Genomic DNA, 12,808 nt, shown 5'->3' on the forward strand with positions numbered 1-12,808 from the left:
CGGGCAATGCCTCAGCGTGCACCGGAAAGGCCGGTGTTGAGGAGCTCGCGAATGAGCTTTTGCGCCACGGCGGACAGCGCTTCGCGGCTCCAGCCGCTCTTGCCGCCCACGCCGCTCCACACCACGTCGCCCGAGGCCACGTCAATGATGCGCAGGGTAACGCCCGCAGCCGGTTCTCCGTCTACACCGACCTTGTAGCGCCACTCGTCCACCGATCCTGCCAGGGCATAGCGGATGCCTTGCTCGCGCGCCCACGCCAGCGCGTCGTCCTGCCGCTTGGTGTCTCCCGCATCAAACAATGCCTCCTGCTGCGCGGTAGCGCTGTAGCGCCGGACCTTGCCGACGCCGCGGGCCGTCAGCAGCGCCTCGGCAATGCTTTCGGCCCGGTTGCCCGCCATCGGGGTTTCGGTGTGGTTGGCGAACGGGAGCACCGTCCAGGTGGCGTTGGTACTCAGGGCTGGCGCCTTGCCGCGGTCTACGGTAGAGCAGGCAGCCACAGCTGCCAGCAGCAGGGCGAGCGCAGAGGCTTTGAGCAGCCGCGCGAGTGGGGACATGGTGTTCATCAGGCCGTCTTTCATGCAGGTCATCAATAGTGCTTCCGGTAGTTCAGCTGGAGAGTGCGGTTAAGCCCCGGGGTCAGCGTCCTGCCCCGCGTCAGGCTCCAGTTCAGGTTGAGGTGGTCGGCCCCCCACACGCTGCCAGCCACCCCCAGCCGCAGGCTGTAGCCCGCGCCCTGTCGGCTGTGCCAGGTGCGCGCCACGCTGGCATAGGGTTGCCACGCACGGGTGTAGTCGCGTTCAAACCGCATGTTGGTGGACACCTGAAGACCGTAAAAGCTGAAATTCTCGGGCAGGAAATACGATTCGCCGACCTCCGTGACGCCGGGCGGCAAATACCGGCTGAAAGCCAGGTCGTTTCCCGAAAGAAGCGAGGGATCCCGCCGGTCGTAGGAATGGTTGGACCAGAACACCCCGAAGTCCAGCGTGGGGACCTCGATGCGGTACGAATGCGTGTAGGCGACGGCGTAGTGGCGGCCCCGGCCCACCTCTGCGCCGGTCTGCAGCCGGTAACGCTCCTGCCAGTGCTCGGCGGTGAACTGGTCCAGGCGCGAAGCCTGGTACCGCACGCTGACACCTACCCGGTCTTTCATTCCACCCATCCGCAGGGCTGCACTTTCCTGCGTCGGCAGCTGCAGCCCGGCGTCCATGCGCAGGCTCAGGCGGTTGTCGATGCGCCACTCGTTTTCCAGGTGCACGGGGGTGTAGGCGGCCAGGCTTTCGCGGCGGCCCAGCTGCAGGGTGGTGGTGCTCTCGTTGTCCTGCCACCGCAGTTCCATGCGCACGCCGCGCTCCTGGGAGGGGTTGCTCAGCTGCTGCGTCATCCCGGCAGTGCGCTCGATTCGCTCGGCAGCCAGTTGCAGCGAAAGGCGCGGCGTGAGCGCTAGGCGCAGGGTGGCAGAGGTCTCGGTTTCCTGCAGGTCGCGCAGGTCGCGCGTTTCGATCTTGGCGCCTGCATGGTCACTGAACGCGAGGAGATTCTCGGTGAGCTGCAGGTGCAGTGGGGCATCGTCAGGCTGGTCCTGCTGCGTCTCGAACGCCACTGTCTGCGCCATGCGCACGTCCTGCACTGCTGCTGCGGCGTTAACTCGGTCATACCGGGGCAACCGTTCTCCGAATGTATCGAGCAGCTGGCCCGTGGCCGCGAGGTCTTTTTCTGCCAGCGCCAGGGTGATGTCAGCCCACAGCGGCCGGTTGGCGCGCAAGCTCTGGCTTCGCGCGTACTGGTGCCACAGGAATGCGCGTTCGGCCGAGTATTCGCCAGCGTCCTGGAACCAGCCGATGGCCGTCTCGGCCGCCGCGTTGGAATAGTTGCCTTTGGCGTCGCGGTCCAGGCGCAGCAGCTCACGCAACGCGTCCAGCCCCGGATCGCCCGGCTTTTGCTGCAGCAGCAGCCGGGCGCGGGCATTGCGCCTTGTTTCCTCCAGACCGCTGTCCGACAGCCACCGCTGGCGTGCCTCGGAGCGGGTCATGGGCTGGCCACTCTGGGCCTTGGTCCACTCCTCGGACAACAGGTGTCTGCGCAGGCGCCACGATTTGTCGGTTTCCTGGTTCTGGTCCAGCGCGTCGGCGTAGTTCATCAGCCACAGAAAATCCGTCTGGTGGGCGGCGATGCGGGGCCGGAAGTAACGCTCCAGCGCCACCGCCGGCAGCGAGAGCGCCTGGTAGGCCGATCCGAGCGCGTCATGCATCTCGATATTCTTGCTCCACTGGGGTTCGCGCACGGACAGCAGCTTTCGCAGGGACACGTTGTCGTTGGCATCGATAAACAGCCAGATCAGCGCCTGCTGGGTGGCTGCATCCCCGGGCTCCAGCTGCAGCGCCGCCTCGAACATCTGGACTGCTTTGGACAGGTTGCCCGTGTTCTGGTGGTACAGCCCAGCCAGTCGCAGGAACTCTGGCGCCCGGAGCAAGGGCTGCAGGGCGCGGCGGCTTGCCGTAGGCGCCGGGTCTATCCGCTGCAGCAGCTTGCCTACAGCGGGCCACTGACTGCGGCCTACCAGGTATGTGAGCGCAGCCACCAGGTGCCGCGCCTGGTCGAACCGGTCCCAGGCCAGCAGACTGACGTCGGCGGCTTCGGCCGGATGCGTGTTCTGCAGCAGACGGATCAGGGTGTCATAGTCTGCAAGGTCGGCGTCGTTTGTGGCCAGCAGTGCCCGGTAGGCCTCCAGGGCCGTGGCATCGCGTTGCTGCCTTTCCGCCAGTTGCCCGGTCATGCGCCAGAAGTCGGCCGCATCGGGCGTGGCCTGCGTGACCCGTTCGCGCGCGGCTTCCAGCCATGCCATGCCCAGATCCGCGCGGCCGCGCAACAGCGCCAGCACGCTGGCGCGCATGGCACGCTCCGGGGTGATCCATGCAGTGTTGGCAAAAAGCTGTTCCCAGCTTCTCAGCGCCACATCCATGTTGCCAGCCCGGGTGGCGAGCTCTGCCAGCAGCTCCAGGTTGGCTTCCGTCGCCGGCTGGCGCGCCAGGAAGTCCATTGCAGGCTGAGGCGTGCCTATGCGCTCGTAGGCCTCGACAAGTTCACGCACCAGTTTTGCGTTGCCCGGTTGCCGGCGTAGCTCGTACATCAGCCCTTCCACCAGGGCTTCGTCCTGAAACAACCCGGGCGCGAGCCTCAATACTGCCTGCCAGGCTTCATCTTTTTGCGTGCGCCGCGCGATCACCAGCCAGTTGTCGAGCGCCATCACGCCGCGTTGCGTCCATTCGGACACCCTGGCCAGCCTCTCCCGCCAGGCGAGGTCTCCCGGGGATTGCTGTACGGCAGAACGGGCTACCAGCCAGGCGTCTTCCAGGTTGCTGTTTTCCAGAAACACCTGGTACCCGAGGCTGTAGATCTTGTCGTCGAAGGGGATACCAGGCCCTTTCCTGGCGCTGTCGGCTTCACCCAGCGCGGTGCGCACGCTGTGGTGGCCCGTGGCGTCAGGGTGGTGGAGCATGGCCGGATCCAGCAGATACGCGCGGTCTTCATAGCGCGGTGCTTGATGCGCTTGCGGCAGCGAAGTTGTACCGCCCGACATGTGGGAGCGCCCCCAGCCCGATGGATCGTCTGCCCGGGCCTCTTCGCGTGCCCGAGCCTGTGCCAGCGCGAGCTGCTGCCATTGCTCGAGCAGTGCCAGCCGCAGAAGGCGCTTCATGTACTGCTCGGCGACGGCGGGCTTTCCGGCAGCTCGCGCCAGGTCGACGAGCGCGCGCAGTACCTCGGGGTCGTTCTCCAGCCCCTGCACTTCCCGTTGTGCCAGAACCAGTGCAGCCGCGGGCTTGCCGGATGCCTGCATGACCGCAATAGCGTCCAGAAACAGCGCCTTGGCCTCGGCCGGGTCGCGCGTGGTGCGACGGGCAGCAAGGTACAGGTCCGCAGCCTCGGCGTGGGCCGACATGGCCAGCGCCTCTCGCGCAGCACGTCGGTAGAGGGCAGATGCCTCAGTGGGCACCGTCGAGCTGCGAGCCATCTGGCGGTACAAACGGATGCCGAGCGCAGGCTCCTCGAGCTGGAATGCCTGTGCGGCAAGCCGGGGCAAGGATCCCGAGGGCAGGTCCTCCTTCAGCAGTACCTGCAGTTGGGCCACCAGTGCTGTGCGGGCTGCGGCGCGCCGGCCTGTATCGGCGGGGTCGATGCCATGGTATTCGTCCATGGCCGCATTCCACAGTGTCAGTGGAGTGTTGTTCTGCGCCTCTGCGGCGCGTGCTTCCAGCGCCTCGCGCACCAGGCGTGCGGCCTCTTCCTTGGCTTCGTGCTGGGCCATCAGCGCGCGCAGGCGCGGGTTGTCCGGGTCGCTGCGCAGAAGGTTGCTGATGTACACGTACGACAGGCCCGAGTCGCTGGTCGACGAAGTCAGTCGCCGTTCAAGGTCCTGCTTGGGGAACATCAGCCACAGGGCGCCTCCGACCATGGTGGCGAGCATGGCCGTCAGCCAGTGGCTGGCCAGGACCGGGCGTTCAGCGGGCTGGGCAGGTAACCTGGATGTGCGCGGAAGCATCAGTCAACCTGTAGCTGCGAACGTCTGCGCGTGCTGGCGCAGGGGATTTCTGGGCAGGGACCAGGCGGCTGCCGGCCCGCACCTGGCAGGCGTCTTCCATGCCGGCCAGGCTCCACTGCAGCGGTACGTGGCCCTGCAACTCGAACTCGATGCTCCGGTCAGCCCTGCCCGCCGTCCAGCGGGCAATACGGGCGTTGGCATCAAGCAGGAGTATCGGTTGCTTTGCGCCAGCCACAGCACCTGCGGGGCCTGCGGCCTGTATGCCAAAAGCGGCGCGATTTCCGGTCAGGTGCAGGTAGCCGCCTTCGATGCCCTCGCTAGTTCCGGCCACGCCATGGCTGCCTTCAAAAACGGCCTTTCCGAGAGTCGGCGGGAGCCGCAGCGTGCGCAGCTGTCCGTGGCTGCGCACGTGCCAGGCCGTTCCGTCGTAACCCAGGGCAAGGGTGTGAAAGTCCTGTACCTTGCGGATGTATTCCGATGTGAACACCGGGTGGAGCGGCTGGGACAGTGCCCAGTCGTAAACCTTGCGAAGCGCCCGCAGGCTTGCCTGCTTGCTGGCCGAATAGGTGTGGTAGTAGATCCCCACAGGTTTGATGCGCCGCGGCTTGTCGGTCATCTCAAATGTTTCCAGCACCCGCTCGAAGCCGTAGAACGGGCCGCGCCACAGGTTGGTGTAGATGTTCTCGTTGGTGATGGGCGCGTAGACCTGCAGGTAACCATCCTTGGTAATGCCGTGGGCGCCGATCGCAGTGATGCTCGGGTTGAGTCGGGAAATGGATGTGTCCCCGCCATTGATGTTGAGGAGGCCAGCCTGCTGCGCAATGCGCAGTGCCTCCGCGTCGGGTGCGGTGTCGCCGCTCCACTGGAAAACCTGCACCGGCTTGCCTGGCGGTGCCAGCCGCTTCCGGATGTACTCAACCGAGCCAGCGATCTCGCGCGTGAGGTCCAGCTTGTAGCCAGGAATACTCATGTTGTATGCGGCTTCCGAATTCTCCGCGAACGCCCCGTGCTTGACCTTGAGATTCCAGAGGAACGGGTGCGAGAAGCTGTGGCTGGCCATTTCGACATGGGGGAGCCGGTACATGCGGCGCGCAATGTCTTCCAGCTTTTCGCTGAGCTGCGGGTGCAGGCCATGGGGAGCCGTTTCGCCTTCGATCACGGCCACAGTCTGCGGAATGCGGTATTTCTCCAGCACCTCTTTGAGCATGACCTCGGCCGCGGTCGGACTGCCCGGGAACTCGGCCAGCGAGGGAAATCCGTCACCGTCGACATGGGCCAGCAGAAGCCGGCGGCCGTTCTCGGTGGTGATGTCCGGAATGGGCAGGGGCTGCAGCTGAAGCGCGCGGGTGAAGAATGCGAACGGGTCTACCACCCAGCGGCTCTGGTCACTGCCCGGGATGTCCGTCATCACAAAGGGATCGTTGAGGAACCCGCCCCAAGGCATCAGCGCGCCGCCCACAAACGTCTGGTTCTTCTGGTCCCTGAATTCGATCAGTGCCGTCGCTTGTGCGGCCAGCTTGCCCGCGATCTGCACGGGCACAAAGTCCTTGCCAACTACCGGCAGGGGCGTCTCAAAAGCCAGCATGGGGTCGGACCGGGTCACGCGGAGGGCTCCTTGCGGCTCGACTCCCTGGGCGCGGATTCCTGCGTTTTCCACCCATGAGCGGTCCGGAAGCAGTCCAAAGTCTCCCAGGATCGCCACAGGCATCCCGACCGCCATCTGGCGGTGGAGCCAGCGGCTGAGTTCTCTTTGGTGCGCGCTGGGCACAAACCCTGGGAAAGATGTCACAACACCTGCGTAACGGTCGCGGTAGACGTCCTGGGGTAGCGGTTTCTGGATGTCTGCATAGTCCACCACATAGCCCATGTGGTTGAGCGGCATCTGAAAAAAGCGGTGTGCTTCGCTGTAGTTGAGCGCCGGCGAGTCTGCACTGTTGTAGATGATCAACACCCGGCGCGGCACCAGCTCGACATTGCCGATCCCCACCGTGGAGAGGTCGCTGTCGGTGACCCAGGCTGCAAATCCATGGCCGCGGATACGCTGTGCCGTTTCACGGGCCAGGGCGCGCTCGTGCGGCGCGACATAGTCGATGGCAAGAACCGGGATGCCGTCGCGCTCGCGGATCGTGGTGAGCTGGCCAAGCAGCCAGGTGCGGCTGGCCTCCGCCACAGGTTCGTAGCGGCGAGTGGATGCGTTCCATCCGCGGTAGAGCGACTCTGCCGCCACCATGGTCACCTGGCCCTTCAGGCGCGGAATGACTTCGAAGCCGCGGTTCAGAATGAGCTTGATCCCGGGATAGCGCTGGTGCAGCGTCTGGACCAGGCGCACCAGTCCATCTTGCTGGGCTGCCTCGTCGAACTGGCTCGCCAGACGGTACGAATCCAGCGTGTCCAGAAAAAACCCTCGGTACCCCTGCTTCCAGAGCGGGCCGATCACACGATCCGCAAAAAAAGCGGGCCACTCCGGCGGGGTCTGGTCAATGACGATGGAGTTCCACTGGCCATTGCGCGCCAGTTGCCAAGCTGCCGGTACATCCTTGAAGTACGCGCGTGAGGGCTGCACTTCGGCAACGGATGCGTAGGCATACAGATCCCCCCCGTGGACGCGGAAGGCAGCAGGGTCGTAGCCGTGATCGGGCTCGACGACCACCACATCAAACAGCTTGAGGTCTTCCAGCGGGGCCTTGTTGCTGTAGTGGAGTGCAACCGATGGCGCGGATGCGCCCGCCGCTGCGGCCATGGAAGTGATCAGGCACAGCAGGGCAGGGCCAAGCGATCGAAAAAATGAGAAAAACATGAAACGCTACGGAATGCGAAGGAGGGGCTCCAAAGGGATCTGAACGGGACGCCGGGCGCCCCTATCTGCGACCCCATCCGGCGCAGTGTGTCATGCTATCGGCCATCTGAAAACCTGGAACTTTTGGCTGTGTGCGGCCTCGTGCGCACTCTTGCTTGAGGGGGTAGCCAGATCATCCGGCGCACATCGCTGACGACGCGGAGCGGCGCCGGAACGCGCATGCGGCGCGGACAGGCGCTTCAGCAGTACGGAGCTTACCGACGAGCCAGCAGGCGAATTGTAGCAATTGAGGATTTCTATCAATTGCATCGGTTTGGTGCATGGTTTCTTTGAGAGCGATGGTTTCGGCGCCTGTGCGGGGATCGCGACCGAAGCGTTTGCCAACCCGAGGAGGTCGTTGCCCAGTCCGTCGGTGATGCGGCGATACTCGGGCCCGTCAAACCGCGAGTATGTGCGTACTGGCTGCCGTTCAGCCATCTGCTGACATTCGTTTGCAGAGCTGCCCCGCGCGGTGTGCGGTTGCAGCCACATACTGCGCATATCCAACAGGGCGGACTCAGTCGCGGGGCATTGCCCTTGGCTCGGCCGGCTTGTTTTGTTGCTTCTTTCGGAGGGTTCAAAATGATTTTGGTAACCGGTGGCGCCGGGTTCATTGGGTCCCATACCTGCGTGGCGCTTGCTGGTGCGCAGATGCCCTTTGTAGTGCTCGACAATTTTTCCAACAGCCGGCGGTCGGTGCTCGACCGCGTTGCGCAGCTCACGGGCGAGTCGGTCCCGTTCGTCGAAGGCGACGTTCGCGATGGCGATCTGCTAGCCCATGTGCTGCAGCAGTACTCTGTGGATGCCGTGATCCATTTCGCAGCGCTGAAGTCGGTGGGCGAATCGGTGCGCGACCCCTTGCGCTACTACGAAAACAACGTGGCGGGCACAGTCAGCCTGCTGCGCGCCCTGCAGCGGTCCACGGTGCGCACGGTGGTGTTTTCGTCGTCGGCCACCGTGTATGGCGAGCCGGCTTCGGTTCCCATCAGCGAGGACTTCCCCCTTTCTACCCAAAACCCGTACGGGGCCAGCAAGCTGATGATGGAGCAGGTGCTGGCCGACATCGATGCGGCCGAGCCCGGCGCCTGGCGCATTGCCCGCCTGCGCTACTTCAACCCGGTGGGCGCGCATGAAAGCGGCCTGATCGGCGAAGACCCCCGTGACATCCCCAACAACCTGCTGCCCTATGTGGCGCAGGTGGCTGCGGGCCTGCGCGAGCGCCTGAGCGTGTTTGGCGGCGACTACCCCACGCCCGACGGCACCGGTGTGCGCGACTACATCCACGTGTGTGATCTCGCCGACGGCCACGTGGCTGCGCTGCGGTATCTGCGCAACCACGCGGGTCTGCTGACCGTCAACCTGGGAACCGGCAGGCCGGCGTCGGTGCTGGAAATGGTGCGTGCCTTCGAGCGTGCGAGCGGGCGTGCGGTGCCGTACGACATCGTGCCGCGCCGCCCTGGCGACGTGGCCCAGTGCTGGGCCGACCCGGCCCTCGCCGAAAAGCTGCTGGGCTGGCGTGCCCGCCACGGCATCGACCGCATGTGCGACGACGCCTGGCGCTGGCAGAGCGGGACCGCCGCGGCATTGCAGGACTGACCGGCCGGCACGCCCCGTCGGCGGTGGGACAATCGGGGCCTGTGCGGCTTTGCGGCCTGCCCCGAATCCTTGCGTGCCGCCTGTGTGGCCCAGGCAATTTCCGTCAGCACCTTCATTGATACCTTCACGTCCATGCTTGCCAAACGTATCATCCCCTGCCTTGACGTCACCGGAGGCCGCGTGGTCAAGGGCGTCAATTTCGTCGAGCTGCGCGATGCCGGCGATCCCGTAGAGATCGCAGCGCGCTACAACGCACAGGGCGCCGACGAGCTCACCTTTCTGGACATCACGGCCACCAGCGACGGCCGTGATCTGATCCTGCACATCATCGAGGCCGTGGCCAGCCAGGTATTCATCCCCCTCACGGTGGGCGGTGGCGTGCGTACCGTCGAGGACGTGCGCCGCCTGCTGAACGCCGGTGCCGACAAGACCAGCTTCAACTCGGCTGCCATCGCCAACCCCGACGTCATCAACGCCGCGTCCGACCGTTACGGTGCCCAGTGCATCGTGGTGGCCATTGATGCCAAGCGCCGCAATGCCGAAGACGCCCTGCGCGCGGGGGCCGACGGCCAGCCCGTCGGCGAAGGCTGGGATGTCTACAGCCACGGCGGGCGCAAGAACACGGGCCTGGATGCTGTGGCCTGGGCCACCGAAATGGCTCGCCGCGGCGCGGGCGAGATCCTGCTGACCAGCATGGACCGCGACGGCACCAAGTCGGGCTTTGACCTGGCGTTGACCCGGGCAGTGACCGACGCCGTGAACGTGCCCGTGATCGCATCGGGTGGCGTAGGCACGCTGGACCACCTGGCCGACGGCATCCAGCTCGGCGGTGCCGATGCGGTGCTGGCGGCCAGCATCTTCCACTACGGCGAGTTCACCGTGGCCCAGACCAAGCAGCACATGGCTGCACGCGGCATCCCGGTTCGCCTTTGAGGGTTTGGGCTGCAGGTCGCTGCTTGCTATTAAAGTAATAGCTAGATAGGCAGTTAAAGCAAGGGCTATAGGCCGATTTGGCTCGTTTTTTGGGTGCAGGGCACCTCCAGGTCCTGCCAGCGCACCCCGCGCCGCGTGTGCGCCGCAGCAAATCACCGACAATGCCGCCCATGAACTGGCTTAACGAAGTGAAATGGGACGCGCAGGGCCTGGTGCCCGTGATTGCGCAGGAGCAGGGCACGGGCGACGTGCTGATGTTTGCCTGGATGAACCGCGAGGCCCTGGAGAAAACCGCCGAGCTGGGCCGGGCCGTCTACTTCAGCCGCTCGCGCAAGAAGCTGTGGTTCAAGGGCGAGGAATCGGGCCATGTGCAGACGGTGCACGAGATCCGCCTGGACTGCGACAACGACGTGGTACTGCTCAAGGTGACGCAACTCGGCCACGAGCCCGGCATCGCCTGCCACACGGGCCGCCACAGCTGCTTCTTCAGCGTGCTCAGGGATGGCGCCTGGCACAGCGTCGATCCGGTCTTGAAAGACCCTGAATCGATCTACAAGTAAGGCCTGTAGCCCACCCCGCACGGACCCGCACACGTTCCCACCGACCCAGGCACCCCATGAGTTCCAACGATTCCCTCGCCCGCCTCGCTGCCGTCATCGAAAGCCGCAAGCCCGCCAACGGGGGTGATCCGGAGGCGAGCTATGTCTCGCGGCTGCTGCACAAGGGGCCGGATGCTTTCCTCAAGAAGATCGGTGAGGAAGCCACCGAGGTCGTGATGGCGGCCAAGGATGTGGACCACGGGGCCGATGCCTCCAAGCTGGTCTACGAAGTGGCCGACCTGTGGTTTCACTCCATGGTGGCGCTGGCCCACTACGGCCTGTCGCCCGCCGATGTGGTGGCCGAGCTGGAGCGCCGCGAAGGCACCAGCGGCATCGAGGAGAAAGCCCTGCGCAAGGCCGTTGCGCGCGCCGCCAAGGAGGACCTGGCCCCATGACCGACATCATTGACGTGGACACCAGCAACCGCAAGGCCGAGGGTCTCAAGACCGTCGGCTGGATCAGCTACCTGCTGCACCTGATCGTGGCGCTGGGCGCTGTCATCCCCGGTGCGCAGCCGGGCGCGGTGCTGCTGGTGGTGGCCCTGGTGATCGACCTGGTCAAGAAAAGCGACGCCGAAGGCACCTGGCAGGCCAACCACTTTTCGTGGCGTATCCGCACCGTGATCTGGGCGGGCGTGCTGTACGTGGTCACTGCGCCACTGTGGCTGCTGTTCTTCGTGCCCGGCTGGATCGCCTGGGGCCTGATCTCGCTGTGGTTCCTGTACCGCATCGTGCGGGGCATGGTGGCCATGAACAGCAACCGGGCCGTGGATGCCTGATGCGCCGGGCCCCGCAACGGGCACCGTACCGCTGCAGCGCCTGAACCTTGCGCTGCAGGGCGGTGGCTCCCACGGGGCTTTGACCTGGGGCGTGCTGGACGCGCTGCTGGAAGACGGCCGCTGGCAGTTTGACGGCGTGAGCGGCACCAGCGCGGGCGCCATGAATGCCGTGGCCCTGGCGCACGGGTTTGCCAAGGCGGCCGAACACTACACCGATCCGCGCGAAGCGCATGTGGCCGGCTGCGCGCTGGCCCGCGAAACACTTTCGCGCCTGTGGGAAGGCGTGGGCACCCTGGGCAGCCTGATGTGGGGCGCACCCCTGGCGGCCGCCAACCCCATGCTGGGCATGATGCGCCAGTGGCTGTCGCCCTACCAGACCAATCCGCTTGACATCAACCCCCTGCGCCGCCTGCTCGAGCGAGAGGTCGACTTTGATCTGCTGTGCTCGGCCACGCGGCGCCTGCCCGCCGCGGGCCGCTGCTCGCGCGTGTTTGTGTGCGCCACCAACGTGCGCACCGGGCGGGGCGAAATCTTCTCGGGCCCGCGCCTGAGTGCCGACGCGGTCATGGCCTCGGCCTGCCTGCCGCTGCTGTTCAAGGCGGTGGAGATTGATGGCGAGCATTACTGGGATGGCGGTTACTCCGGCAACCCGGCCCTGCACCCGCTCATCTACCAGACGGAAACGTCCGACATCCTGCTTGTGCAGATCAACCCCATCGAACACCGCGCGCTGCCGGACTCCGGCCCCGAGATCATGGAACGCATGAACGAGGTGACCTTCAATGCCAGCCTGCTGGCCGAACTGCGGGCCATCGAGTTCGTGCGCCGCCTGCTGGCCGAAGGCAAGCTTGACGCGCGCCGCTACAAAAGCGTGCGCATGCACCGCATCGATGGCGGTTCTGCGCTGGCCGCGTTTGGTGCCGACAGCAAGCTGCGCGCAGACCTCGCCTTTGTACGCAAGCTGTTTGACCTGGGCCGCGAGACCGGCCAGGCCTGGCTGGCCGCGCACGGCCAGGATGTAGGCGTGCGCCCGAGCATCCGGATCGCGGACAATGCCTGACGTGGCGAGTGCGCTGCACTGTGCGCGGGGTGCCCACTGCATCCCCAGCCCCTGATTCCATTCCTTGTCCTGATCCTTTCATGCACGATCCGAACTGCCTTTTCTGCAAGATCATCGCGGGCCAGACTCCTTCAAAGAAGGTCTACGAAGACGAAGAAATCTTCGCCTTCCACGACATCCACCCCTGGGCGCCGGTGCATTTCCTCATGGTGCCCAAGCTGCATATCCCTTCGATGGCGCAGGTCACCGATGCGCATGCGGGCGTGCTCGGGCGCATGATGGCGCTGGCGCCGCGGCTGGCCATGGAGCAGGGCTGCAACCCATACCCCGAGGGTGGCTTTCGCGTCGTGGTAAACACGGGGCTTGAAGGCGGGCAGGAAATCCACCATCTGCATATTCATGTGATGGGCGGACCCCGGCCCTGGCTCAAAGGCTGACCGAGGCTGACGCACCGCAGGCGCTGCCCGCA

The 12,808-nt window shown here is 65.4% G+C and carries 10 protein-coding genes; 7 read left to right on the forward strand and 3 right to left on the reverse strand.

The window, feature by feature from the left end:
- Positions 1-11 precede the first annotated feature (11 nt).
- The 3 genes from ACTPOI_RS06210 to ACTPOI_RS06220 are packed head-to-tail and all read right to left on the reverse strand — an operon-like array spanning position 12 to position 7,334.
- A complete protein-coding gene (locus ACTPOI_RS06210; RefSeq protein WP_440108277.1) occupies positions 12-554 on the reverse strand; it encodes a penicillin-binding protein activator LpoB in 543 nt (180 codons plus the stop codon).
- Positions 555-586: 32 nt separating this feature from the next.
- The gene (locus tag ACTPOI_RS06215) at positions 587-4,537 is read right to left on the reverse strand and encodes a tetratricopeptide repeat protein (protein WP_440107446.1); all 3,951 of its coding nucleotides are present in this window, start codon (positions 4,535-4,537) and stop codon (positions 587-589) included.
- Positions 4,497-7,334: a bifunctional glycoside hydrolase 114/ polysaccharide deacetylase family protein gene (locus ACTPOI_RS06220; RefSeq protein ID WP_440107448.1), complete on the reverse strand. Its 2,838-nt coding sequence runs from the start codon at positions 7,332-7,334 to the stop codon at positions 4,497-4,499. The genes ACTPOI_RS06215 and ACTPOI_RS06220 overlap by 41 nt, the downstream gene beginning before the upstream one ends.
- A gap of 621 nt (positions 7,335-7,955) precedes the next feature.
- Between ACTPOI_RS06220 and galE the strand changes: the two genes are divergently transcribed.
- From galE to ACTPOI_RS06255, 7 genes are all read left to right on the forward strand, one after another.
- Complete coding sequence (galE, locus tag ACTPOI_RS06225; RefSeq protein ID WP_440107450.1) at positions 7,956-8,969, forward strand: UDP-glucose 4-epimerase GalE; 1,014 nt, start codon at positions 7,956-7,958, stop codon at positions 8,967-8,969.
- Between the two features lie 132 nt (positions 8,970-9,101).
- Positions 9,102-9,902 (forward strand): imidazole glycerol phosphate synthase subunit HisF, encoded by an 801-nt coding sequence (hisF, locus tag ACTPOI_RS06230; RefSeq protein ID WP_440107452.1) that lies wholly within the window; start codon positions 9,102-9,104, stop codon positions 9,900-9,902.
- A gap of 161 nt (positions 9,903-10,063) precedes the next feature.
- A complete protein-coding gene (hisI, locus tag ACTPOI_RS06235; RefSeq protein ID WP_291517642.1) occupies positions 10,064-10,462 on the forward strand; it encodes a phosphoribosyl-AMP cyclohydrolase in 399 nt (132 codons plus the stop codon).
- 56 nt (positions 10,463-10,518) lie between these two features.
- Positions 10,519-10,896 carry a phosphoribosyl-ATP diphosphatase gene (locus ACTPOI_RS06240; RefSeq protein ID WP_440107454.1) on the forward strand — a complete coding sequence of 126 codons (378 nt, stop codon included), beginning with the start codon at positions 10,519-10,521 and terminating at the stop codon, positions 10,894-10,896.
- The gene (locus tag ACTPOI_RS06245; protein ID WP_440107456.1) at positions 10,893-11,279 is read left to right on the forward strand and encodes a DUF4870 family protein; all 387 of its coding nucleotides are present in this window, start codon (positions 10,893-10,895) and stop codon (positions 11,277-11,279) included. The genes ACTPOI_RS06240 and ACTPOI_RS06245 overlap by 4 nt, the downstream gene beginning before the upstream one ends.
- On the forward strand, positions 11,272-12,339 hold the full coding sequence (locus ACTPOI_RS06250; protein ID WP_440107458.1) for a patatin-like phospholipase family protein: 1,068 nt from the start codon (positions 11,272-11,274) through the stop codon (positions 12,337-12,339). Before ACTPOI_RS06245 ends, ACTPOI_RS06250 begins: the two co-directional genes overlap by 8 nt.
- 80 nt (positions 12,340-12,419) lie before the next feature.
- Complete coding sequence (locus ACTPOI_RS06255) at positions 12,420-12,776, forward strand: histidine triad nucleotide-binding protein (RefSeq protein ID WP_440107460.1); 357 nt, start codon at positions 12,420-12,422, stop codon at positions 12,774-12,776.
- Positions 12,777-12,808: the final 32 nt, after the last annotated feature.

This window comes from Acidovorax sp. BL-A-41-H1 (assembly GCF_051942715.1).

What these genes read in the sequence shown, in the direction of transcription:
- ACTPOI_RS06210 (WP_440108277.1), bottom strand. Translation starts at nt 554, where the DNA reads ATGTCCCCACTCGCGCGGCTGCTCAAAGCCTCTGCGCTCGCCCTGCTG.
- ACTPOI_RS06215 (WP_440107446.1), bottom strand. Translation starts at nt 4,537, where the DNA reads ATGCTTCCGCGCACATCCAGGTTACCTGCCCAGCCCGCTGAACGCCCG.
- ACTPOI_RS06220 (WP_440107448.1), bottom strand. Translation starts at nt 7,334, where the DNA reads ATGTTTTTCTCATTTTTTCGATCGCTTGGCCCTGCCCTGCTGTGCCTG.
- galE (WP_440107450.1), top strand. Translation starts at nt 7,956, where the DNA reads ATGATTTTGGTAACCGGTGGCGCCGGGTTCATTGGGTCCCATACCTGC.
- hisF (WP_440107452.1), top strand. Translation starts at nt 9,102, where the DNA reads ATGCTTGCCAAACGTATCATCCCCTGCCTTGACGTCACCGGAGGCCGC.
- hisI (WP_291517642.1), top strand. Translation starts at nt 10,064, where the DNA reads ATGCCGCCCATGAACTGGCTTAACGAAGTGAAATGGGACGCGCAGGGC.
- ACTPOI_RS06240 (WP_440107454.1), top strand. Translation starts at nt 10,519, where the DNA reads ATGAGTTCCAACGATTCCCTCGCCCGCCTCGCTGCCGTCATCGAAAGC.
- ACTPOI_RS06245 (WP_440107456.1), top strand. Translation starts at nt 10,893, where the DNA reads ATGACCGACATCATTGACGTGGACACCAGCAACCGCAAGGCCGAGGGT.
- ACTPOI_RS06250 (WP_440107458.1), top strand. Translation starts at nt 11,272, where the DNA reads ATGCCTGATGCGCCGGGCCCCGCAACGGGCACCGTACCGCTGCAGCGC.
- ACTPOI_RS06255 (WP_440107460.1), top strand. Translation starts at nt 12,420, where the DNA reads ATGCACGATCCGAACTGCCTTTTCTGCAAGATCATCGCGGGCCAGACT.